The sequence below is a fragment of the Acinetobacter sp. LoGeW2-3 genome (genome assembly GCF_002688565.1).
In the GTDB taxonomy this organism is placed as follows: domain Bacteria; phylum Pseudomonadota; class Gammaproteobacteria; order Pseudomonadales; family Moraxellaceae; genus Acinetobacter.
Window position 1 is genome coordinate 2,660,023 of record NZ_CP024011.1, and the last position, 22,131, is coordinate 2,682,153.

A 22,131-nucleotide genomic window follows, 5' to 3' on the forward strand; every position below is an offset into this window, starting at 1 on the left:
TTTTGAAGAAAACGAATTAATAATTTTATGAAGATTTTAAAACAGGCTGTAGTTTTAGGGTGTACGGCTGCTTGTAGCCTGTCCATTTTCGCATATGAGCCTGAATCCAAGCAGATCACGACCAGTGGTAATTTAAGTGTTGTTTCCAAATATGTGTCTCGTGGCTTGACCAATGCACCTGAAGATGATGATCTGGCGATTCAGGCTGGATTGAATGTGGCTTATGGCAATTTCTATGTAGGATATTGGGGCTCAACGCTGGGCTATTCTTATGCTGAAGCCCAAGGCCGGAAAGAGCACAGTTCAGATAAATTCGAACATGACTTTCTGCTCGGATATACGCATAGCAGCCAGAATTATGATTTCGACCTGTGGAATGCAACCTACTATTATCCAGGCGGGAAAAATACCACAGGTAATGAGCTAGGTTTGAATGTCAGTCGGGCGTTAAATGAAAAAACCACAGTTTCAGGCAGTGTTTCAACCTATCTCTATGACGTAGCTTATGCAAATCAGGGCGATACCTTTTATACCCTAAATGTAAGTCATCAACTGAATGAACGCTTGACTGCCAATGCAACGGCTGCAGGAAGTTATTTCCGTGATGAAGGCAAATATGAAGGTGGTGAGCTGGGAGATACCGAAAAGAATCATGCTTTCCGTTATGCCTCTGCCGGGCTAAGTTATGTACTGTTACCTAAGTTGAGCCTATCCGGGGAATACATTTTCGGCGGCTATGACCGCTATGCGGATAAGCAGCGTGATCTGGCTGTCTTTGGCTTGTCTTATGATTTCTAGTCAATGGGCTTTCAACCCGGATTAAAGTCACCAATCATTTAGAAAATTACGCTAAAGGGATTATCTGACAATTTAATTCCCATTGTTCACAGGACAAAGTTTAGTAATTTTCTAAAATGAATCTATAATGGCAGCCATTCAGACCTCATTGCGCCGTAGGACAAAGTACCTTCGTGCTCAGTGCAGGTCATTTTCATTTGTTAAGTCAATTTCTCCTCCGTGATTCGGCTTATTTATTAATATTTGGATTGTTTATGTGTGCGTTGACACATAAGAACTTTAGGTGCCAACATGGAAATTAAAGTCAATTATCTTGACAACCTTCGCCAAGAGGCGAAGTTTGATGACTTTACTGTCATCGCTGACCAACCGATTCGCTACAAAGGCGACGGTTCTGCGCCAGGCCCATTTGATTATTTTCTGGCATCTTCAGCCTTATGTGCGGCTTACTTCGTCAAGGTATATTGCCTGGCACGTGATATTCCAACAGACAATATTCGCCTGTCTCAAAACAATATTGTCGATCCTGAAAACCGCTACAAACAGATCTTTAAAATTCAGGTTGAGCTTCCAGCCGATATTTCTGAAAAAGACCGTCAAGGGATCCTGCGTTCGATCGACCGCTGTACCGTGAAAAAGGTGATTCAAACTGGTCCTGAATTTGTCATTGAGGAAGTCGAAAGCATTGATGCCGATGCCCAAGCTTTATTGATGCCAAATCTGGCATCTGAAAAGAGCACCATGATTCCAGGTAAGGATCTGCCACTAGAAGAAACTATTGCTAATATGTCTTCAATTCTGGCAGGCCTTGGCATGAAGATTGAGATTGCATCTTGGCGTAATATCGTACCGAATGTCTGGTCGCTGCATATTCGTGATGCACAGTCACCAATGTGCTTTACCAATGGTAAAGGTTCTACCAAGGAAAGCGCACTGGCATCTGCACTGGGTGAATTCATTGAGCGTCTGAACTGCAACTTCTTCTATAACGACCAGTTCTGGGGTGAAGATATTGCCAATGCAGAATTTGTGCATTATCCAGATGAAAAATGGTTCCAGCCAGGTCCAAATGGCGAATTACCAGTTGAAGTGCTCGATGACTACACTCGTGAAATCTATGACCCTGAAGATGAGTTATTAGGTACGCATTTATATGATACCAACTCGGGGAACAAAGCTCGTGGCATTTGCTCACTGCCATTTGTACGTCATTCCGACGGCGAAACTGTGTATTTCCCATCGAATCTGATAGAAAACTTATACCTGAGTAATGGTATGAGTGCCGGTAATACGCTGGCAGAAGCACAGGTTCAATGTTTGTCAGAAATCTTTGAACGCGCGGTTAAACGTGAAATTCTGGAAGGTGAACTGACACTTCCGGATGTACCTGAACATGTTCTCGCGAAATATCCGAAGATTGTGGAAGGCATTAAAGGTCTGGAAGAGCAAGGATTCCCGGTACTGGTCAAAGATGCCTCACTAGGTGGTCAATTCCCAGTCATGTGTGTCACCCTGATGAACCCACGTACTGGTGGTGTTTTTGCTTCATTTGGTGCCCATCCAAACTTCGAAGTAGCATTGGAACGCAGTCTAACTGAATTGTTGCAAGGTCGTAGTTTCGAAGGTCTGAATGACTTGCCTAAACCAACTTTCAGTTCAAATGCGGTGACTGAGCCAAATAACTTCGTAGAGCACTTTATCGATTCAAGCGGTGTGGTGTCTTGGCGTTTCTTTAGCAGCAAAGCGGATTATGAATTCGTGGAGTGGGACTTCACCAATGAAGGCCAAAATTCCAATGCTGAAGAAGCTGAAGCCCTGTTCAATATCCTGCATGACATGGATAAAGAAGTGTATATGGCGGTTTATACGCACCTTGGTGCGACGGCGTGCCGTATTCTGGTACCGGGCTATTCAGAAATTTATCTGGTTGAAGATCTGGTTTGGGACAATACCAATAAAGCCCTGCAATACCGTGAAGACATTCTGAATATTCACCGTCTGAGCGATGAACAGTTAGAAGCTTTAGTGGAACGTCTGGAAGAAGCAGATGAAGATGACTACACGGAAATCCGCACCCTGATTGGTATTGAGTTTGATGAAAATACTGTCTGGGGTCAGCTGACTATTCTTGAGCTGAAATTGCTGATCTATCTGGCATTGGAGCAATTTGAAGAAGCCAAGGATCTGGTAGAACAGTTCCTGCAATACAACACCAATACTGTTGAACGTGGCTTGTTCTATCAATGCATGGACGTAGTCCTAGAAGTATTGCTCGATAACGAAATGGAACTGAAAGACTTTGAACCGAACTTCCGTCGTATGTTTAGTGATGAACGTATGGATGCAGTGATCGGTTCAGTGGAAGGTGATATCCGTTTCTATGGCTTGACTGAAACCAATATGCAACTAAAAGGTCTGGATCGTCATTTACGTCTGATTGATAGCTACAAGAAACTGCATACAGCACGTGCCAAGTTTGTTGCTCAGCAATAATCCTAGATGAATCAAAAAACCGCCTCAAGTTAGGCGGTTTTTTTATCGTTCTCAATTCTTAAGATTTACAATTCAGACAAATTCCTGACAAAAAGCTACAGTATTTCTCGCCAATACTGGGCATAAAATAATTCATAAAACAGTGACTTACATCATGAATAGTTAAATACCCAATTTGCTATTCATTTTTAATAATTCAATGAAAGCAACATAATGATATTTAATGAGGAAGATGAATGTATCTCAAACAGCTGATCGAACAATTAAAAATAGAATTTGATCCTACAGCAGCAGATCTTGAGCAGCAGATTGATTATGTTTTACATCAGCTGATTCAGCACAGCTTTGAGGTTCCATATCCGGGTGAAGGGCAGACCTTAAAACGCTGGCAAATCCTGAGTCGGGTTGCGGAAATAGACCTGAGCCTGGCCAAACTATATGAATCACATCTGGATGTACTGGCGATCCTGCATGAACTGCATGCAGATCCTGAACAGATTGTCGGATTGACGGCTATCTGGGCAGCAGAGGGAAGTTCAGAGCCTTTTCAACTGGAACATGGCCTGCTTTCTGGGATTAAACCTTGGTGTTCAGCTGCTGGTCAGGTGCAGCAGGCTTTATTGACCTATCGTGATGAAGAAGAACGTTCCCAACTACTGCTGGTCGATATGACCCAAGACGGAATTCATATTAATACCAGTGCCTGGTACGCCGTTGGGATGCAATATACACGAACAGCTGAAGTCAACTTTAATCAGGTCAAAGTCAAAACCATCAGCAAGCCGAATTATTATCTGGAACGTCATGGGTTCTGGCATGGTGCTGCTGGCGTCGCTGCCTGCTGGTTTGGGGCAACGCTCAAGCTGGCGCGTTTTCTAAAACATGCCATCCATCATAAATCCAATCCTTTTAAGGAAATGTATCTGGGTGAGGTCAGCAGCAAGCTGTATGCGACTCGTGCATTATTTCATGAAACTGCGAAACTGATTGATGCGGACCCTAAGCATAATCATGAACTGATGATCCGAGCTTTACGCGCTCAGGTCGAAGATACAGCATTGGCTGTACTGGAACTTTGTGGAAAAGCCTTGGGCGCAGCACCTTATTGTCAGCAGGCAGATTTTGCCCGTTGTGCTGCCGATCTGCCGGTATTTATCCGTCAAAGTCATGCTGCATTTGATTTGCAACGTATCGGTCAACTAACCATGGAGGATGAACAGGCATGGGCACTTTGAATCATCCGATTGTTGAAGACCGTATTATTCAGGGAGAAGGCACAGCACTGGAAACATGGCAACAAAGTCAGCGCCTTGATCATTTAAAAGTCCTTGCATTAAATGAAGTATTTCCTCTCAGTAGCCGCATTTGCATTGTTGCGCCACATCCGGATGATGAAATACTCGGCTGTGGTGGGCTAATCCAGCAGCTAGACGCAGCGGGCTATGAAATTGTTCTATTTGCAGTCACCAATGGCACGGCCAGCCATCCTGATTCCACCCTATATACACCGGACCAGCTGGATCATATCCGACCACAGGAAACGGCAAATGCTTTAGGTATTCTTGACCTAAAACAGACGATAAAACGAATTGCTTTAAATATTCAGGATGGTGAAGTTGCTCAACAACATGACCAATTGGCGGATGCTTTAAAACCGTATTTGCAAGCAAAAGATATTCTTGTGACGACCTTTGAACATGATGGGCATCCAGATCATGAAATTACCGGGCAGGTAAGCAGACAAATTGCAGCAGAACTTTCTTTAAAATGCTTACAGGTTTTGATCTGGACCTGGCATTGGGCCAGTCCTGAAGATACGCGTATCCCTTGGAATAAAGCGCTGAAACTGGAACTAAGCCCCGAACAATTAAAACTCAAATCAGAAGCCATGCAATGCTTTGAAAGCCAGCTTGAACCTGATCCAAGCACAGGTAAAGCTGCAATTGTATCAAGCAGTGCGTTAGAACGCTTATTACAGCCATGGGAGGTCTATATTGATGACGAAAGCCATCTATAACCATGACTATTTTGACGAGCTATATCGCGTGAATAATGGCGATCCCTGGCAATATGAACAGCGCTGGTATGAGAAGCGTAAACGCGACATAACCTTGGCAATATTGCCTTATTCAAAATTTAAAAATGGTATTGAGATTGGCTGTAGCAATGGGGTGCTCAGCGCGGAGCTTGCTGAACGATGTGAATATTTAATGTGTATGGATGCCAATCCAACCGCAGTACAGCTAGCGAATCAAAGACTGGTCCATGATCATGTTGAAGTGGTGCAGGGGATTGTGCCACTGGATCTGCCAACCCAGCAGTTTGATCTGATCGTTGCCAGTGAAATGCTGTACTACCTTGAAGAAAATATCTTGCTGCAATTGATTGAATGGATGAATACCCATCTCAGTCCACAAGGCTGTATCGTGGCTTGCCACTGGCGACATGCCATTGAAGGCTTCAGCCTGAATGGTGAACGTGTCCATCAGATCTTAAAACAGCGACTACCTTATTATCACTACGCACAATTACAGGATGCTGACTTCTTTCTGGATGTCTGGACACATGACACAAATTCAGTCGCCGCACAGGAAGGACTATTATGAAAAAAATTGGTGTCGTGATTCCGGCCTGTAACGAAGAAGAAGAAATCGCACATTGTCTGCAAGCGCTAGAACTGGCACGCCAAAAGTTTTATCAGGACATGCCACAAAGTCAGACTATAGAGATTCAGGTCTTGGTGGTGATGGATAGCTGCACCGATGCTACAGCAGAAAAGGTCAACACTTATAATGTTTTAACTATAAGTTGTGACTATCGTTGTGTAGGAAAAACCCGTGATCTCGGCATTCAGCATTTGATTGAACAAGGCTGTGATTGGATTTGCTGTACCGATGCCGATTCCAGAGTTCATCCGGACTGGTTTAAAAACATGCTGTTACATCAGCCGACACATGTGATTTGTGGGGTGGTTGAAATTGCCCAATGGGAGCATTTAAGCATAGATACTCGACAAGATTATCTACGTCATTATCAGGATCGAATGGGACATCGGCATATTCATGGCGCCAATCTCTGCTTTCGGGCATCGAGTTATAAGGTTCTTGGGGGATTTAAGCCTATGCCATGTCATGAGGATGTGGATCTGGTCAAACGCGCAGAAAAAATGGGATTACATATTACCTGGTCGAATCAGTTAAGAGTAATGACTAGCAGTCGACTGATTTCACGAGTTTGTGAAGGATTTTCACAGTTTCTATGGAGCATAGAACGGCAAAATCAGGATAACAAATCATCTACAAAATACCTGCGAAAAATTATTTGAAAATTTTTGAAACTATATTTTTTAACGAATCATAGGCTTAACAATTTGGCCGATTTTTTTGATAAAAACCTATTCCATTTAAAATAAAACTGCTTATAATTCATCCAAATCAAGCCCTGTGTTCTAATACATTTCACGTATAAGTTCATGGGGTTTTTCTATGGATCAACGGTTAGGGATGCCGCACCGAATTTTATACTGGGTCTTACTATGTACGCTCCGTTATTACCTGCTTCTCTTCGTGCGCTTCCACGTAGTCATTGGCAACGTATTGCCACTGCATTATGTTTTTTCGCTCTAGGTTTTAGTACTGCTGCCTGGGCACCGTTGATTCCATTGGTGCAACAGCGCCTGAATTTAAGCCATTCAGATTTTGGTGTGTTATTGCTTGCTGCAGGTGTAGGTTCAATGATCGCGATGCCATTGGCAGGGCGTTTGGCGCATCGTTACGGCTGTCGTTCTGTCATTGCGGCTGTGCTGGCTGCATTTATTGTGATTCTACCTGCATTAGCCTTTAGCCCGACTAAACTACTATTAGCAGCTGCTTTATTCTGCTTCGGTTCTAGCGCTGGCGCATTGGGTGTATCAGTTAACCTGCAGGCAATTAAACTGGAAAGCCAGCAACGTAAAAGCATGATGTCATTATTCCACGGCGTATGTAGCCTAGGCGGTTTGGCAGGTGTTTTAGGTATGACCAGCATGCTGGCATTGGGTTTAGCTATGCCTTTCAGTGTATTGGCAATCAGTCTAAGCATTTTACTGATCATGGTACTTGCTGTGCCATTCTGTCTAAGAGCAGATGCTACGACTGAGGCAACAGAAGCTGAAAACTCAACTCAGAAAGCTGTTCACAAACCTCGTCCAACATTTGCAATTCTTTGCATGGGCTTGATCTGTTTTATCGCTTTCCTGTCGGAAGGTGCAGCAATGGACTGGAGTGGTATTTACCTGAATACTCAATTTAAAGTTCAAGCATCTCAAGCTGGTCTAGCATATAGTTGCTTTGCAGCGTTGATGGTTGCAGGACGTTTAAGCGGCCACCTGATCATTCGTTTCTTTGGTGAAAAAAATACTATTCTGTACAGTGCAACTTTGGCAGGCTTAGGTCTTCTAACTGTGGTGATTGCACCAGTTTGGTATGTGGCTTTGATTGGTTATGCGATCTTGGGTCTGGGTAGCGCTAACATTGTTCCATTGATGTTTTCACGTGCAGGGCGTCAAACTGAATTACCAAAACATGTTGCTTTATCTTACGTATCTGTATTTGCTTACACCGGTTCTTTGCTTGGGCCAGCATTAGTGGGCTTCGGTAGTGAGATGATGGGGTTGAGCCATGTGTTCTTTATTATTGCAGTTGGTCTGATCGGCATCACTGTACTCAACCAAATGGCTTCCGCTCCAGCAACTGTGGCAGAAGCAGAAAAAACACAAACACCAGCTTAAAGCTGGTGTTTTGCATTTAGATCAAAGCAATTTAATGCTGTAAATATAGGTCGTGAGATGCTGACTTGCTCAGTGGCTGGTAAATATACTGACTAGTAACATGTTTAAGATCTTTTAAGAAACAATCTCGCCAATGCACAATGTCATAATTCGTTAAACCTTTATACAGCGCTTGGTAACGTGCAATACGTTCAGACTTCGGCATTTTTACTGCTAGTTTTAAGGCTTTGATCATGCTGTTGTTGTCATGTGGATCGACTATTAAAGCTTCTCGCATCTGTTCAGCAGCGCCGGCATATTTAGACAGAATCAAAATACCCGGATTTTCTGGATCCTGAGCAGCAATATATTCTTTTGCCACCAGGTTCATGCCGTCACGTACTGAATTGACCCAGCAGATTTCGGATTTACGGTATAGGCGCATTAAGGCATGATGACCTAAAGCTTCATAATGACAGTCAAAGACAGGCTGATCCGTATTTGGGAAATCATGATTCAGCTGATCCACACCTTGCTTTAAATCCCGATATAGATTGGCATAAGTCGGTACTTCCAGTCGGCACGGACAAGCAATCTGGAACTGGCGTATCTTTGACAGCATTTCAGGGCTTTCCTGGAAACACTGACGCATTGCGTCCACCTTCTGTAATAAGCCTTTGCTATAGTCAATTCGGTCTACTGAAATGATATGTTTAACATCAGGCGTTGAACTAAAATCAAATGGCAGTTCTGTTTCAGTCAGTTGTCCAGCACGACGCTGAATAGCGGTTGGATGCACACTGATTGGATAAGCTTTAATTTCCACCTGGCGATGACCATTACGCAGCGTATTAGGAGAATGAGCACTCAAGGAAAGGGTCGTCTTCAGAAATTCATAACAGTTTCTCTGATCCTGCTGCGTTTGCATACCCAACAGGTCATACTGAGCCAAATGTGCTGCAAGATGCTGACTACAAGCTAAATCATGCCATTTCTCTGTAGTAGGAAATGGAATATGAAGGAAGAAACCGATGCGATTACGCATGCCCAATTGACGGCAGTAATGTGCAACACTCAAGAAATGATAATCATGAATCCATATCATGTCACCTGGTTGAATAATTTTCTGTAACTGGCGGGCAAACTTGAAATTGACATTCTGATAAATCCGGTAATCCTGATCTGAGTAATCAATATATTGATTTTGATCATGCATCAGGGGCCACAGTGCGCCATTGGCGAAACCACAGTAAAAACCCTGATATTCAGCTTCGGAGAAGCTACAGGTATGATATTCAATCTGCTGATCTTTCAGGACGTCAAAGGAATTTTGCCTATGCGCCGTCTTTTTGCCATTCCATCCCATCCAGATGCCGCCTATACCATTGAGGGCATCTTCCAGAGCAACCGCAAGACCACCTGCCTGAGTAGCATTGGGGTTCGGTAGTGTTACACGGTTGGATAATACAATGAGTCGGGACACGTTTTTTCTCCTTTCATTTCTTGTTTTAACGCTTGTAGTGATGTTAAAAATTCATGTAAGAAAAAACCGACATCTGCCACGTCGTCTAAACGAGCTTTGGCTGCGCTTTCTCCTGGGCCAACTTTGATTGACATACCTCCATAGTCATTAATGATGTGAAAACCAGCTTCATCTGTTAAATCATCCCCAATGAAAATGGGGTAAAACTGTTCAGCTTCGAGATCTTCTAAAATATGCTGGATTGCCGCACCTTTATTGCAACCGCGGGGAACCAGTTCATAAACACATTTGCCGCTTTTCAATTCAAAACTTGAAAATTGTTTCAGATAACCGTCAATAATGGCTTTCGCTTGAGCCTCACATTCAGGATGTTCACGAAAATGCAGTGCAACAGAATAGGTTTTGGTTTCTACACGGATCGGCTGCCATTGATCTTGCTGATCAAGCACGCTGGACTTGAGTTGTTCGAGTTCTTTGTTATTGATATAGACAAGTTTCTGACGTATACCGTCTTGCTGAAGCAGCTCTATGCCATGCGATCCGACAATATTCCAGCGATAAGGCTGAATCAGTTTTTGTGCTTGCTCAATAGAACGGCCAGTGACCAAATATAGGGGTAAAAATTGCTGGATTTGTGCAATATTATTTAGGGTAGAAGAAGGGATAAAACTCTGTTCAGGATCTGGATGAAATTCTGAAAGTGTGCCGTCAATATCTAAAAATAAAATACAGGGTAAGGAATTATACTTGGTCCTCCGATCCAGCTTTTTCGCTATCTCGGTATAAATATTATCTAGAACAGTATTTGTAGTTTTCATTGTTAGGGTGTAATAAATTACAGTCTCTTGATGCATTGATTATTTTTATAACATGCATACATATGCGATCCGCTTATTCCCATAATGAATAATACATTTCACCTATCTACTGTAACGTTGCAATATCTTGTAAAAATCTCTTGAAAATCACATTTATATAAAATCCTCTCTCAGACTTAATTTTTAATAATTGATCAAGATATGAATAAGCAGGGTTTTGTATAAGAATCTTTATAATAGACAAGGAGCGTTGTCAGTTTTTAATCGCAGTGTTAAGAAGTGATGCTAAAGGGATAAATAAAGCAAAGGAGATCACCTCTTTAAAATTAGAATGAATAAAAATGAAGAATATAAGAAAAACGCATAGCTCATTGATCGAGGAATGCATCATTAAAATAATCAGGATATAAATAATGAATCTTCTGAATAAACTTTATGCTGCTATAGCAGCAACGGTCACTGTGGTCGCAGTGACCGTGGGGGTGGTCAATAAAATCACCACACCCACCCAACAGGTCAGTGCGGATTTGAAATATCTGGAACTGCAGTCTTTTACCGACACTACAGCCACTACTCAACCGACTATTACATTAAAAAATACCAAATTAGGCACACGCCAGTTTGAGAGCCAGATTCAACGACAATTACTTACCAATGCAGATGCTAAATGGAGTAATTACACACGTAAGTATGATTATCCCAATATGGTGACCTTACCGGTACAGTGGATCAAGATGCGTGATGGCACCAAAATCGCAATTCGTGTCACGCTACCTGCGGATGAACATAAACAACCTGTTTATAGTAAGCGCCATCCCGTAATTTTAATTCAAACTGCATATAATACAGGCCTGGCAGGCCAGATTGCGGATATGGCAGGAGGGCCGAATCCTGAGTTTGTACGCCGTGGTTATGCCACAGTGGTTGCCGATGTGCGTGGTACCGGTTCTTCAGAAGGGGTATGGCAGGCATTTGACAGTACTGAACAGCAGGACAGTTATGAAATTATTGACTGGGCCAGCAAACAGTCCTGGTCAGATGGCAATATTGGTCTCTATGGTGTTTCATATCTAGGCATCACCAGTCTGCTTGGTGCATCTACCCAGCATCCAGCAGTAAAAGCAGCCTTCCCAATGGTGCCAATTGGTGATGGTTACCGTGATATTTTATTCAATGGCGGACAGCTCAATACCAACTTTATCCCATTGTGGATGAGTCTGGTCGGCCTACTCGGCGCATTACCAGTGGATGCGATTCAAAACGATCCGGTGAATGGTATTACTTTGGGGCTGGATAAAATCCAGAACTTGCTGTTTGAATTTCAGTTGCCATTAACTTTCCAGGCATTACAAGGTACGGACACTTCATTTGACAGCGATTTCTGGTTACAGCGTTCACCTTTAGAATATGCACCAAAAATCAAAGTGCCCACCTTTGTCGTGGGTGGTACCCGAGACCTGTTCCAGCGCAGTGAACCTCTATGGCTGGAAGCTTTAAAAGACCAGACAACGGCGAAAATCCTAATCGGGCCTTGGAACCATATTCAGGCTGCTTTAGGTTCTTCTGAACCAAGTCATGGTGTACCTGCAATGAATAATATTGCCTTGCAATGGTTTGACCAGTATGTCAAAGGTGAAAAGAATGGGGCTGAGCAACTGCCAAATGTAACGCAATGGGTATATGGTCATGAAAAGTTTGTCATTTCAACAGACTGGCCACATACCGCCATTCAGCCGGATCGTTTGTACTTGAATACCCTAGGTAAATTGGTTGCAAACAAGTCAAGCTCCAGTATCGGTGAAAACTTCCTTTTAGAAGCACCCACTTTCGGGATTTGTTCGAATACAGTTGAGACAGTGACCATCGGTGTTGCTGCAATATTACCATTCCCATGCCTGCAAAATAATAATATGTCCAATATTCCTGCAGCTGTATTCAATACTGAAACCTTGCAGAGTGATTATTATTTAAATGGACCCATTCAGGCTGATCTTTGGGTTTCTTCGAGTTCAGCAGATATGGGCCTAGTGGTTCGTGTAGCAGCTGTCGATCCGAAGACAGGCAATGCAAAAGCCCTGAGTACTGGCATTCTGACTGCTTCTTTACGTAAGGTGGATGAAACGCGTTCTCGGTATATCAACGGCGTCATGATGCAGCCGTGGCATAGCTTCAAGAAAACAGATGTTCAACCCCTTGAGAAGAACAAACCAGTGCTGATGAATATTGAAATTGCCCCGGTTGCTGCATTAATTCCAAAAGGTCACCAGCTGCAGATTTCTGTGGTGGCGAGTGATATCTGGAAAGGCGTTGCACCATTACCGACCTTGGCTGCAAGTTTAAATGGTTCAATTTCGATTTATTCGAACTCCAAGTATCCATCCAGCGTGGTATTGCCAAAAGTGCCAACACAATATCTGAATCCTTAACTTCTTGAAAGATAAAAAGCCCCAGCGTCAGTTCTGGGGCTTTGTTTTGGAAATAAGTTTAAATCAAGCTGCAAATAACGGACTAAAACCATGCTTACGCAATAATTTCCTGTACATGCTGGAACTACGGTCGGCGGGGAAATGTGCTTCCAACGATAAGTCGAGAGGCAAATACTCTGGCTTTTGATTTTCGACAATCATACGGTCTTCTTCAAAGATTTTTAAGTTAAAGTCATACGCATCTTCAACCGGTAGATCTTTGTCATAATTCCGACAGATAGGAGCAAACAGGCGAGTGGTACTTGCAGTCATCGGTGAAGCCGCATTCATAATCACCTGTTTGGCATCTTCTGGGAAATGAATGGTGAGTGTTGCCGTAAATGGCACACTGATTTCAAAATGTCGTAGCCATTTAAAATTTTCTGCACCCCGTTGATCTAGCCCAATCGGGTAACGTCCAACAGTACTGACATAATCTGCTGCAAAACCGTAATCCGTTTCATAGGTTTTATAATCAGGTACTTCAGCATTATCTGGATCACCAAAAGTATCTGGATGGACCCAGGCAAAATGTGCGACATCAATAAAACCTTCCAGCTGACGACCCGCAAAGCATTTAATGTCCACGATTGGGCAGACCAGTTGCTGATAATCAGGATCTTCCCAATAAGGCATATACGGAATATTCGGTTCCGCATTTTTATCCGCCAGTAGAGAACACCAGATCAAGCCATATTTTTCTACTGAGGCATAGGTTTTTAGATGGAATCGATCAGAGATCTTGTGGTCAGGATGGGCGGGAATACGGTTGCATTTTCCTTCGGCACCGAAGCGCAAACCATGATAAGGACAGACCACACCTTGGCCGTCATTTTTGCCCAGACTCAGCGCCACCCCACGATGCGGACAGGCATCTTTGGCAACAATCACTTCATCGCCCATTTTATAAATCACTAAGGGCATATCCAAAAGCATAGTGCCCATCGGCTGCTCTGTGACTTCACGTGCCAGTGCGACTGGATACCAGTATTTTGCCAGCAAGTGCCAGTCATGTTCAGAAAATGTCATATGAACTGGCAAGTCTGGGTTATGGGTGAGGATCGTTTTGCTATTCATCATGGCCTCAAATTAGTCTGCTTTTAATGACTATAGAACAAGGACCCATTCACTGAAATTAGAGAAATCTGGACAATGTATTAAGAAAATTAGAACAGCTAAACGGCATGCCCAGTCACAAGCGTGTTTTCGCTTAAACCTGAGATTTAGGTGATCTAAGCCATCATTTATCCCGCCAATTCCTGATAGAGTTGATTTTTAAGTTGTTCCATCTGCTCAATAATGTGTTTAATCATGAGTTGTGATGCACGGGAAATCTGGCGTTTCGGTGCCACGCAAAGTGCGATAGTCAAAGGACGTACACCTTTTTCGGTAATGGGTTTGAAAATCAGTTCATCACGCTGTAGCTCGGGATAGACATCCAGATAACTTAAGATGCCAATCCCAGTATTGGCCTTAATCATACTGTTCATCAAACGAATATCATTCGATTCTGTTTTTCGTGCAGGTATAAATTTGTGGTGTTTATAAATTGCCTGTACATAGTCATGCACAATCAGCGGTTCTGAGGGAATAAAGTGGTTGTCATTGAGCGTATCCGAAAAATAAATCTTTTCAGCATATGCCAGTGGATGTTGTTTGGACATCACAAAACCCAATGGCAATTCAAGGAAATGTAATACCTCAAGCTGATGATGGGCTTTTGGATTCATAATGAGTCCAAAATCCAGTTCGGCATCCATGATTTTTCGGGCAACCACTTCACTGTCAGCCACCCGAATATTGAAATTGATCCAGGGATACTGTTCATACATATGCTGCAGCGACTGCATGACAAAACCCTCACTCAAAGCAGCAATCAGCCCGAATTCGATACTGCCACGCTTTAGCCCCTGAATTTCATCAAAGCGGATACAGGTCTGCTGGAATTCCTTTTGCCATTTCAGAATATCAGCATACAGCATCTCACCCGCCAAAGTCAGTTTCAGCCCATTCGGCAAGCGCTCGAACAGATCAATGCCCAGTTCTTCTTCAGCCAGGGCAATTTGACGATGTACTGCGGATACCGAGATAAACAGCTGATCCGCGGCCTTACGCAAACTGCCGCTTTTCGCTACCGCAATAAAGTATTCGGAAAAACGTGAGAAAGGAGTATTCAACAATTTGCTCAAGCCAGATCTACCTGTATTTAAAATTCACTCAATCGCTTTATGCGAGTTTTATGCCAAAGCAGTAAGATGAAGCTCAATAAAATCAGGTGTTTCAGCCATACGTTCTAATTTTTAGAATGATTTATACCAAACATTCTAATAGACGAAATATCAAAAAAACCAGTAATTTCAATCCTAAATAAGTGGGACGTTAACTCAACTCGGTCACGTTCCAAGGCATTAAAACGATTCAGAATTTTGCAGAAAAAGGTTTGATATGAACGCTATTCCAATGATCAATGTATTTAGCAAACCATGCTACAGCCAGTTTGACGATCAGGATTGGGAGATTCTGGCGCATCATTGGTATCCGGTTGCACGTATTCAGGACGTCACCGAAAAGCCGCAGCAAGTCACTTTGCTGGACGTCAAACTGGCAATCTATAAAACTGAAAGTGGTGCGATTCATCTGGTCCGTGATATCTGTCCGCACCGCGGGGTCCCACTGAGTAAGGGATGGGTTTCTGGAGAAAGCATCGTCTGTCCATATCATGGCCTCGAATATAATGAGCGCGGGAAGTGCGTCAAAATTCCGGCACAACCTGAACTGACCAAAATTTCTGACCGTTTTTCACTGACCAAATTCCCAGTGGTAGAAAAATACGGTCTGGTGTGGACCAGCCTGTTTAGTCGTGATGAAAGCACAGCGAATTTCCCCGTACTGGAAACTTGGGATACAACAGAGCATCAATCCATCCTGCCGCCGTTTGTAGATATTGCTGGTTCCAGCGGTCGTCAATTAGAAGGCTTTATCGATGTCGCACATTTTGCTTTTGTGCATCACAATGCCTTTGCCGATCGAGACAATCCGGTGGTGCCAAAATACAGTACCGAACGTACACCGTATGGCCTGCATACCGAATATGTCAGCAATGTCAGCAACTATCCGCATGGCTTGCAACATCTGGCACCAGAAGGCTTTTTATGGAAACGTGTGTTTGATGTCTATCCGCCATTTTCAGCGACTTTAACTGTACATTTTCCAAATGACGGCATCTTAAAAATTCTGAATGCTTGCTGTCCGGTGTCACATAACAAAACCCGACTGTTTGTACCACTGACCCGTAATTTTGATACCACGGGTGATTTACAGGCGGTTTACGATTTCAATGCGCAAATCTTTGCTGAAGATCAGGAAATGGTAGAAAGCCAAAAACCGGAAGAACTTCCGCTGGATATTTCTATGGAAGCACATTTTGAAGCTGACCGTTCATCGACGACTTATCGACGTATATTAGCCGAAATGGGATTAAGTAAACGCTATGTTGTTTAATGTAAGCGAGTGAGTTCAATTTAATATAGGCTGCATTTAAATAATATGATTTTAAGTGCAGTTTATGTTTTTAATATGATTTTATTTAAAATAAATTTTGGAATGATTAAATGAGTCGTCCGAATCAGGAACAGATATTAAATTTTTTGAAACTCTCCAATGAGGTTGGACGTCGTGCGACCGAGCTAGGGCATCATCCTTTTGGAGCTGTACTGGTCGCGCCAGATCATGAAACGGTACTGTTGACCCAGTGCAATATCGATACGGTCAATCATGCCGAATCAACTTTAGCCCGTATAGCAGCGACCAATTATCCCGCGGATTATTTATGGCAATGTACGCTATATACCGCTGTAGAACCTTGCTGCATGTGTGCTGGAACCATTTATTGGGCCAATATTGGCCGTGTGGTGTATGGCATGTTGGAAGAACGACTGCTGGAATATACCGGCAATCATCAGGAAAACCCGACCATGAGTGTCAGCTCAGAATATGTGTTTAGTCATGGACAAAAGGATATTGATCTGATTGGTCCAGTACCTGAGATTGAAGCGGAAATCATCAACTTACAGCAGCAGTTCTGGCAAAATCGATAAATATTTATCTAAACTAAAATCCCATTTTTATAATGGGATTTTTTATTTTATAGCGTAATAATTTTAAATATAAACGCCCAATTTAATTGCATCAAATATTAAAAATTGCACTTATTTAAAACATATTTATTTAATATTAAAAAGCAATCTATGTTTATAAATTTAAAAATACGAAATCTGAGCTTTTATTTAAAAGGAATAAATTAAATCCATGGTTTCTTAAACAAGTTGGAATAGTTATTGCTAATTATAAATAGAACCGACTGAACTCATCTGAGCCAAGTTTTAATGAATGTGCATGTGCACACGTACAAAAAGAGCGGAAAAAAAATGAAAGATAAAAAGACCTTTAAAACTGGATTCAAAACACTCATGGGGATGTTGCTTGCAGGTGGTCTGATGGCAACATCAATGACTCATGCACAGGATAAAGCCGCGTTTGTATATATTGGTCCAACAAGTGACCATGGCTGGACCTATTCACATGATCAGGGTCGAATCAAAACTGAGAAAGCGCTGGCAGGCAAGTATAAAACTTCTTATATCGAGAATGTCCCTGAAACTGCCGATGCAGAGCGTGTGATCCGTAACCTTGCGCAGCAGGGCAATAAAGTCATTTTTGCGACTTCATTCGGCTATATGAATGCCATGGAGAAAGTGTCCAAGCAATTCCCGAATACAGTTTTTATGCATGCGACAGGTTATAAGCAAAGTAAAAACCTAGGCGTCTATGACGTACGTACCTATGAGGGTGCCTATATGCTGGGTGTGGTTGCAGGCCAGAAAACCAAAAACAATACACTCGGCGTTGTAGCATCATTCCCAATTCCAGAAGTGGTGCGTAACATCAATGCCTATACCTTGGGTGCACAAAGCGTGAATCCAAAAGTAAAAACCAAAGTGATCTGGGTCAATTCTTGGTTTAACCCAGGCAAAGAGCGTGATGCGGCTTTAGCACTCATTGCACAAGGTGCAGATGTGCTCATGCAAAATACTGACTCTCCAGCTGTAGTACAAGCTGCTGAGCAGAAAGGTGTTTACGCTTTTGGCTGGGATTCAGATATGAGCAAGTTTGGTCCTAAAGCGCATCTGGCGGCTTCGGTACTACATTGGGAAAAAATCTATACACCAGTAATGACGCAAGTCAGCAATAAAACCTGGAAACCAAGTGCACTCTGGTATGGCGTAAAACAAAAAGCGGTTGATATTGAAAACTTTGGTCCAATGGTTACTGCGGATGAGAAGAAAAAAGCTTTAGCTGCACGTGATGCGCTTCTAAAAGGCACTATCCATCCATTTAGCGGTCCACTCTACAAGCAAGATGGTTCATTGGTGATTGCTAAAGGTAAGCTGGATGATGCGACATTAGGCAAAATGAACTACTACGTGAAAGGTGTAGAAGGCGCATTACCAAAATAATGACAACAATAAGCGGCACTTTGATCTAAAAACAGGTTTGGAGACTCATCTGACACCTTACCTCAAGTGAGATGAGTCATCCAGCCACATAAAACAGGGCACTGACAATGAACCAAACACAAAATCTGTCTGCGCATTCGCCCAAGCTGAATACAGTTTCAAATCGAGAAGTTCCACGTCTGGAACTGATTAATATCTGCAAAAGCTATAATTCTCTTAAGGCCAATGACCAGATTCATTTAACTGTTTATCCAGGACAGATTCACGCCATTTTAGGTGAAAACGGTGCAGGCAAAAGTACCCTGATGAAAATCATCTATGGCGCGGTCAAAGCAGATCAGGGCCAAATAATCTGGAATGGTAAAGAAGTTAAAATTGACAGTCCCTCGATGGCGAGAAAACTCGGGATCGGCATGGTCTATCAGCATTTCTCCCTGTTTGAGACACTGACTGTCGTTGAAAATATTTTATTGGGACTCGATGAAAAAATAGATCGATCTGAACTCAGTAAAAAGATTATTGATGTTTCTGAACAATACGGTTTACCTGTCGATCCACGACGAGAAGTGCATTCCTTATCTGTGGGTGAACGCCAGCGTGTCGAAATCATTCGTTGCCTGTTACAGCATCCTAAGCTGATTATTCTGGATGAACCCACTTCTGTGCTAACACCACAGGCCGTACGACAATTATTTAAAACCTTACGACTGCTGTCATCTCAAGGCGTATCCATTCTCTATATCAGCCATAAGCTGCATGAAATCAAAGAACTCTGTGATGAAGCAACCATTTTGCGTAATGGATGCGTGACTGGCAATGTCGATCCACGAGAAAAATCCATCAGTGAACTGGCACGGCTGATGATTGGTCGGGATTTACCAACCTATGTACGCGCAGAATATCAAGGTACGCCTGAAACCTGCTTCGAAGTGAAAAACCTCAGCTTTCAATCCGATGATCCTTTTAGCGTTTCTTTAAAAAATATCAATCTCAGCGTGCAAGCTGGGGAAATTATGGGCATTGCCGGTATTTCAGGAAATGGTCAGGCTGAACTGCTGTCTTTGCTTTCAGGTGAAGCACTGACCAAAAACGGCATGCTGTATCTGGAACAGCAGGACATTACTGCACTGAGTGCTGGTCAACGCCGCGATGTTGGACTGGGCTTTGTTCCAGAAGAACGTTTAGGTCGTGGTGCCGTACCGAATATGACCCTGTCACAAAATGCGCTACTAACGGCCTATCGCCAAAAATTTACCCAATGGGGGCTGATTAAATTTCAGAATATTCAGTCTTTCGCAGAAAAAATTATCGAAAAATTTGGCGTGAAAGCCAGTGGTGCATCAGCAGAAGCCCGCTCTTTATCAGGCGGTAATCTACAGAAATTTATTGTCGGCCGTGAAATTCTACAAAACCCGAAATTTCTGATCGTGGCTCAGCCTACCTGGGGTGTGGACGTCGGTGCTTCCATGTTTATCCGCCAGACACTCATTGACCTATCCCGTCAGGGGGTCGGTATTTTGGTAATTTCTGAAGAACTGGAAGAGCTGTTTGAGATGAGCGATCGCATTTGTGTACTTGCCAATGGGGAATTATCCGATCCTGTACCGACTCATGAAACCAATGCGGAAAGCATCGGTTTACTCATGTCGGGTATCCAGCAGCATGCAACACCCTCTGCAACAACAGAAGAGGAACGTATTCATGCTTAAAACCGTATTCAAACAATTAATACCTTTGGGAGGATGAGCACATGCATTTACTCGAACCGCGTGAACATCCATCACAATTGATGAAATGGTTATCACCAGTTATTGCCTTGGCGGCTATGCTGGTCGTTGGCAGTATTTTATTTTTAATGCTGGGGATTAGCCCCGCAAAAGCCATGTATGTGTTTTTTATTGAACCGCTGATGACCTCTTATGGCTGGAGTGAACTGGCAGTTAAAGCTGGACCATTAATTCTGATCGCACTGGGCTTAGCCGTTGGCTTCCGTGCCAAATTATTCAATATCGGAGCTGAAGGTCAGCTGATCATGGGTGCCATTTTTGGTGGTGGGATCGCACTATTATTTCATGAGCAAACAGGCTGGTGGATTCTCCCGCTGATGATTGTTATGGGTGCCATTGGCGGTGCTGTATGGGGTGCAATTCCTGCTTTATTAAAGACTCATTTTAATGCTGAAGAAACGCTAACCACCTTGATGATGAATTATGTGGCGCTGTTTGTATTGCTGTATCTGGTCAATGGGCCATGGCGCGATGCTGAAGGCATGAATTTCCCGCAAACCGTGATGTTTAGTGATGGTGCGCTGTTGTCAATGATTCTGGAAGGGACACGCGTCAATGCTTCGATTTTTATTACGATTGTGGCTGTGATTCTATTTTGGGTGTTTATGCGTAAAAGCCTGACAGCATTCAAACTGGAAGTCAGCGGGCAGGCACCTTTAGCCGCTAAATATGCAGGCTTTTCATCTTCCAAAGCGATTTGGCTCAGTTTGGTTATTTCCGGAATGATGGCAGGCATTGCCGGGATTTGTGAAGTGGCAGGTCCGATTGGACAGCTCAATCCAAACCTGTCACCAGGTTATGGTTATGCCGCGATTATTGTAGCTTATCTCGGACGTTTAAACCCAATTGGGATCGTACTTTCTGGTTCCTTCATGGCGCTCATCTACCTAGGTGGGGAAATGGCACAAATGCAATTACAACTCCCAGTTGCGATTACCGGAATTTTCCAAGGTTTATTACTGTTTTTCCTGTTGGCATCTGATGCCTTGATTGAAAACCGCTACCGCTTTGCCAAAAAACGTGTGATCCCTGCAGTTGAAACTGCCTCGACTCATGCTTAATAGAATAAGAGGAAGAAAAAAATGGCTATAGAAATCACTGCAATACTTGCAGGAACAATCGCCGCAGCAACGCCTCTGATCTTTGCAGGCTTAGGGGAGTTGGTATCACAACGGACTGGTGTGATTAATTTAGGTGTGGAAGGCATGATGCTGGTCGGCGCGATTGCTGGTTTTGCTTTCGCTGCCCAATATGAGGCCAGTGTGTTTAGCGCTTTATTGATCGGTGGACTGGCGGGGATGCTCATGGCATTGCTGTTTGCTTTTTTCACTTTATCCCTGAGCACTAATCAGTCCGCATGCGGTTTAGCTTTAACTATTTTTGGTCTCGGTATTTCTGCTTTCTTGGGACAAAACTATGTCAGCATGGCTTTACCAGGGTTAAGCAACTGGAATATTCCTGTATTAGCCGATATTCCATTCATTGGTCCAATCTTGTTCCAACAAAACTATGTGGTTTATCTGTCGATACTGGCATTTTTCGCGATCTGGTTTGTGCTGACTAAAACCCGTTTAGGTCTGCTCTTAAAGGCAGTCGGAGAGTCGCCTGAAAGTGCCCATGCCATGGGATATAACGTGCTCGCAATCCGCTACGGCGCTGTACTATTTGGCGGACTCATGGCAGGGATTGGTGGTGCCTTCTTATCGACGGTTTATACCCCGATGTGGATTGAAAATATGGTCGCAGGTCGTGGCTGGATCGCAATTGCTTTAGTAGTTTTTGCTGTGTGGAAGCCAACCCGACTTATGCTGGGTGCTTATCTGTTTGGTGGGGTGACGATTCTACAATTTCATGCACAAGCACTTGGGATTAAAGTCCCCAATGAATTCTTAGCAGCGCTGCCGTATCTGGCAACTATTGTGGTTCTGGTGGTGATTTCCCGCGACAAGAAACTTTTAAAGATGAATTTGCCAGCGTCATTAGGCAAAACTTTCGTGCCTTAAAGCGCATTAATGAAAAGATGA

Annotated in this window: 18 protein-coding genes; 14 read left to right on the plus strand and 4 right to left on the minus strand. The window is 43.2% G+C overall.

Annotated elements, in window-relative coordinates:
• The first annotated feature begins 27 nt into the window (after positions 1-27).
• From BS636_RS12875 to BS636_RS12905, 7 genes are all read left to right on the plus strand, one after another.
• Entirely contained in the window at positions 28-798 is a 771-nt protein-coding gene (locus BS636_RS12875; RefSeq protein WP_099339132.1) for a hypothetical protein, read from the plus strand.
• Between the two features lie 291 nt (positions 799-1,089).
• Positions 1,090-3,291: an OsmC domain/YcaO domain-containing protein gene (locus tag BS636_RS12880; RefSeq protein WP_099339133.1), complete on the plus strand. Its 2,202-nt coding sequence runs from the start codon at positions 1,090-1,092 to the stop codon at positions 3,289-3,291.
• 236 nt (positions 3,292-3,527) lie between these two features.
• Positions 3,528-4,526 (plus strand): acyl-CoA dehydrogenase, encoded by a 999-nt coding sequence (locus BS636_RS12885; protein ID WP_099339134.1) that lies wholly within the window; start codon positions 3,528-3,530, stop codon positions 4,524-4,526.
• Positions 4,514-5,308 carry a PIG-L deacetylase family protein gene (locus tag BS636_RS12890; RefSeq protein WP_099339135.1) on the plus strand — a complete coding sequence of 265 codons (795 nt, stop codon included), beginning with the start codon at positions 4,514-4,516 and terminating at the stop codon, positions 5,306-5,308. Before BS636_RS12885 ends, BS636_RS12890 begins: the two co-directional genes overlap by 13 nt.
• Positions 5,289-5,897 (plus strand): class I SAM-dependent DNA methyltransferase, encoded by a 609-nt coding sequence (locus BS636_RS12895; protein ID WP_099339136.1) that lies wholly within the window; start codon positions 5,289-5,291, stop codon positions 5,895-5,897. Before BS636_RS12890 ends, BS636_RS12895 begins: the two co-directional genes overlap by 20 nt.
• Complete coding sequence (locus BS636_RS12900) at positions 5,894-6,616, plus strand: glycosyltransferase (RefSeq protein ID WP_099339137.1); 723 nt, start codon at positions 5,894-5,896, stop codon at positions 6,614-6,616. Before BS636_RS12895 ends, BS636_RS12900 begins: the two co-directional genes overlap by 4 nt.
• Positions 6,617-6,826: 210 nt before the next feature.
• Positions 6,827-8,059: an MFS transporter gene (locus tag BS636_RS12905; protein WP_171266023.1), complete on the plus strand. Its 1,233-nt coding sequence runs from the start codon at positions 6,827-6,829 to the stop codon at positions 8,057-8,059.
• A 31-nt stretch (positions 8,060-8,090) separates the two neighbouring features.
• On the opposite strand, the gene BS636_RS12910 is transcribed toward BS636_RS12905, so the two are convergent.
• Positions 8,091-9,521, minus strand: a complete 1,431-nt coding sequence (locus BS636_RS12910; protein ID WP_099339139.1) for a trehalose-6-phosphate synthase — start codon at positions 9,519-9,521, stop codon at positions 8,091-8,093.
• Positions 9,488-10,339: a trehalose-phosphatase gene (otsB, locus tag BS636_RS12915; protein WP_228206905.1), complete on the minus strand. Its 852-nt coding sequence runs from the start codon at positions 10,337-10,339 to the stop codon at positions 9,488-9,490. The genes BS636_RS12910 and otsB overlap by 34 nt, the downstream gene beginning before the upstream one ends.
• A gap of 413 nt (positions 10,340-10,752) precedes the next feature.
• Here otsB and BS636_RS12920 point away from each other — a divergent pair, with 413 nt between their 5' ends.
• The gene (locus BS636_RS12920; protein WP_099339141.1) at positions 10,753-12,765 is read left to right on the plus strand and encodes a CocE/NonD family hydrolase; all 2,013 of its coding nucleotides are present in this window, start codon (positions 10,753-10,755) and stop codon (positions 12,763-12,765) included.
• Between the two features lie 63 nt (positions 12,766-12,828).
• Here BS636_RS12920 and BS636_RS12925 read toward each other — a convergent pair whose 3' ends face one another.
• Both BS636_RS12925 and BS636_RS12930 read right to left on the minus strand, forming a co-directional pair.
• On the minus strand, positions 12,829-13,881 hold the full coding sequence (locus tag BS636_RS12925; RefSeq protein WP_099339670.1) for an aromatic ring-hydroxylating oxygenase subunit alpha: 1,053 nt from the start codon (positions 13,879-13,881) through the stop codon (positions 12,829-12,831).
• Between the two features lie 167 nt (positions 13,882-14,048).
• The gene (locus BS636_RS12930) at positions 14,049-14,981 is read right to left on the minus strand and encodes a LysR family transcriptional regulator (RefSeq protein WP_099339671.1); all 933 of its coding nucleotides are present in this window, start codon (positions 14,979-14,981) and stop codon (positions 14,049-14,051) included.
• A 268-nt stretch (positions 14,982-15,249) separates the two neighbouring features.
• On the opposite strand from BS636_RS12930, the gene BS636_RS12935 reads away from it, so the two are divergent.
• From BS636_RS12935 to BS636_RS12960, 6 genes are all read left to right on the plus strand, one after another.
• Positions 15,250-16,305: an aromatic ring-hydroxylating oxygenase subunit alpha gene (locus BS636_RS12935; RefSeq protein ID WP_099339142.1), complete on the plus strand. Its 1,056-nt coding sequence runs from the start codon at positions 15,250-15,252 to the stop codon at positions 16,303-16,305.
• 110 nt (positions 16,306-16,415) lie between these two features.
• Positions 16,416-16,901, plus strand: a complete 486-nt coding sequence (locus tag BS636_RS12940) for a nucleoside deaminase (protein ID WP_099339143.1) — start codon at positions 16,416-16,418, stop codon at positions 16,899-16,901.
• Between the two features lie 330 nt (positions 16,902-17,231).
• Positions 17,232-18,320: a BMP family ABC transporter substrate-binding protein gene (locus BS636_RS12945; RefSeq protein WP_099339144.1), complete on the plus strand. Its 1,089-nt coding sequence runs from the start codon at positions 17,232-17,234 to the stop codon at positions 18,318-18,320.
• 107 nt (positions 18,321-18,427) lie between these two features.
• The gene (locus BS636_RS12950; protein WP_099339145.1) at positions 18,428-20,029 is read left to right on the plus strand and encodes an ABC transporter ATP-binding protein; all 1,602 of its coding nucleotides are present in this window, start codon (positions 18,428-18,430) and stop codon (positions 20,027-20,029) included.
• A 41-nt stretch (positions 20,030-20,070) separates the two neighbouring features.
• Entirely contained in the window at positions 20,071-21,168 is a 1,098-nt protein-coding gene (locus BS636_RS12955; RefSeq protein WP_099339146.1) for an ABC transporter permease, read from the plus strand.
• Between the two features lie 21 nt (positions 21,169-21,189).
• A complete protein-coding gene (locus BS636_RS12960; protein ID WP_099339147.1) occupies positions 21,190-22,110 on the plus strand; it encodes an ABC transporter permease in 921 nt (306 codons plus the stop codon).
• Positions 22,111-22,131 lie beyond the last annotated feature (21 nt).

What these genes read in the sequence shown, in the direction of transcription:
- BS636_RS12875 (WP_099339132.1), top strand. Translation starts at nt 28, where the DNA reads ATGAAGATTTTAAAACAGGCTGTAGTTTTAGGGTGTACGGCTGCTTGT.
- BS636_RS12880 (WP_099339133.1), top strand. Translation starts at nt 1,090, where the DNA reads ATGGAAATTAAAGTCAATTATCTTGACAACCTTCGCCAAGAGGCGAAG.
- BS636_RS12885 (WP_099339134.1), top strand. Translation starts at nt 3,528, where the DNA reads ATGTATCTCAAACAGCTGATCGAACAATTAAAAATAGAATTTGATCCT.
- BS636_RS12890 (WP_099339135.1), top strand. Translation starts at nt 4,514, where the DNA reads ATGGGCACTTTGAATCATCCGATTGTTGAAGACCGTATTATTCAGGGA.
- BS636_RS12895 (WP_099339136.1), top strand. Translation starts at nt 5,289, where the DNA reads ATGACGAAAGCCATCTATAACCATGACTATTTTGACGAGCTATATCGC.
- BS636_RS12900 (WP_099339137.1), top strand. Translation starts at nt 5,894, where the DNA reads ATGAAAAAAATTGGTGTCGTGATTCCGGCCTGTAACGAAGAAGAAGAA.
- BS636_RS12905 (WP_171266023.1), top strand. Translation starts at nt 6,827, where the DNA reads ATGTACGCTCCGTTATTACCTGCTTCTCTTCGTGCGCTTCCACGTAGT.
- otsB (WP_228206905.1), bottom strand. Translation starts at nt 10,339, where the DNA reads ATGAAAACTACAAATACTGTTCTAGATAATATTTATACCGAGATAGCG.
- BS636_RS12920 (WP_099339141.1), top strand. Translation starts at nt 10,753, where the DNA reads ATGAATCTTCTGAATAAACTTTATGCTGCTATAGCAGCAACGGTCACT.
- BS636_RS12925 (WP_099339670.1), bottom strand. Translation starts at nt 13,881, where the DNA reads ATGAATAGCAAAACGATCCTCACCCATAACCCAGACTTGCCAGTTCAT.
- BS636_RS12935 (WP_099339142.1), top strand. Translation starts at nt 15,250, where the DNA reads ATGAACGCTATTCCAATGATCAATGTATTTAGCAAACCATGCTACAGC.
- BS636_RS12940 (WP_099339143.1), top strand. Translation starts at nt 16,416, where the DNA reads ATGAGTCGTCCGAATCAGGAACAGATATTAAATTTTTTGAAACTCTCC.
- BS636_RS12945 (WP_099339144.1), top strand. Translation starts at nt 17,232, where the DNA reads ATGAAAGATAAAAAGACCTTTAAAACTGGATTCAAAACACTCATGGGG.
- BS636_RS12950 (WP_099339145.1), top strand. Translation starts at nt 18,428, where the DNA reads ATGAACCAAACACAAAATCTGTCTGCGCATTCGCCCAAGCTGAATACA.
- BS636_RS12955 (WP_099339146.1), top strand. Translation starts at nt 20,071, where the DNA reads ATGCATTTACTCGAACCGCGTGAACATCCATCACAATTGATGAAATGG.
- BS636_RS12960 (WP_099339147.1), top strand. Translation starts at nt 21,190, where the DNA reads ATGGCTATAGAAATCACTGCAATACTTGCAGGAACAATCGCCGCAGCA.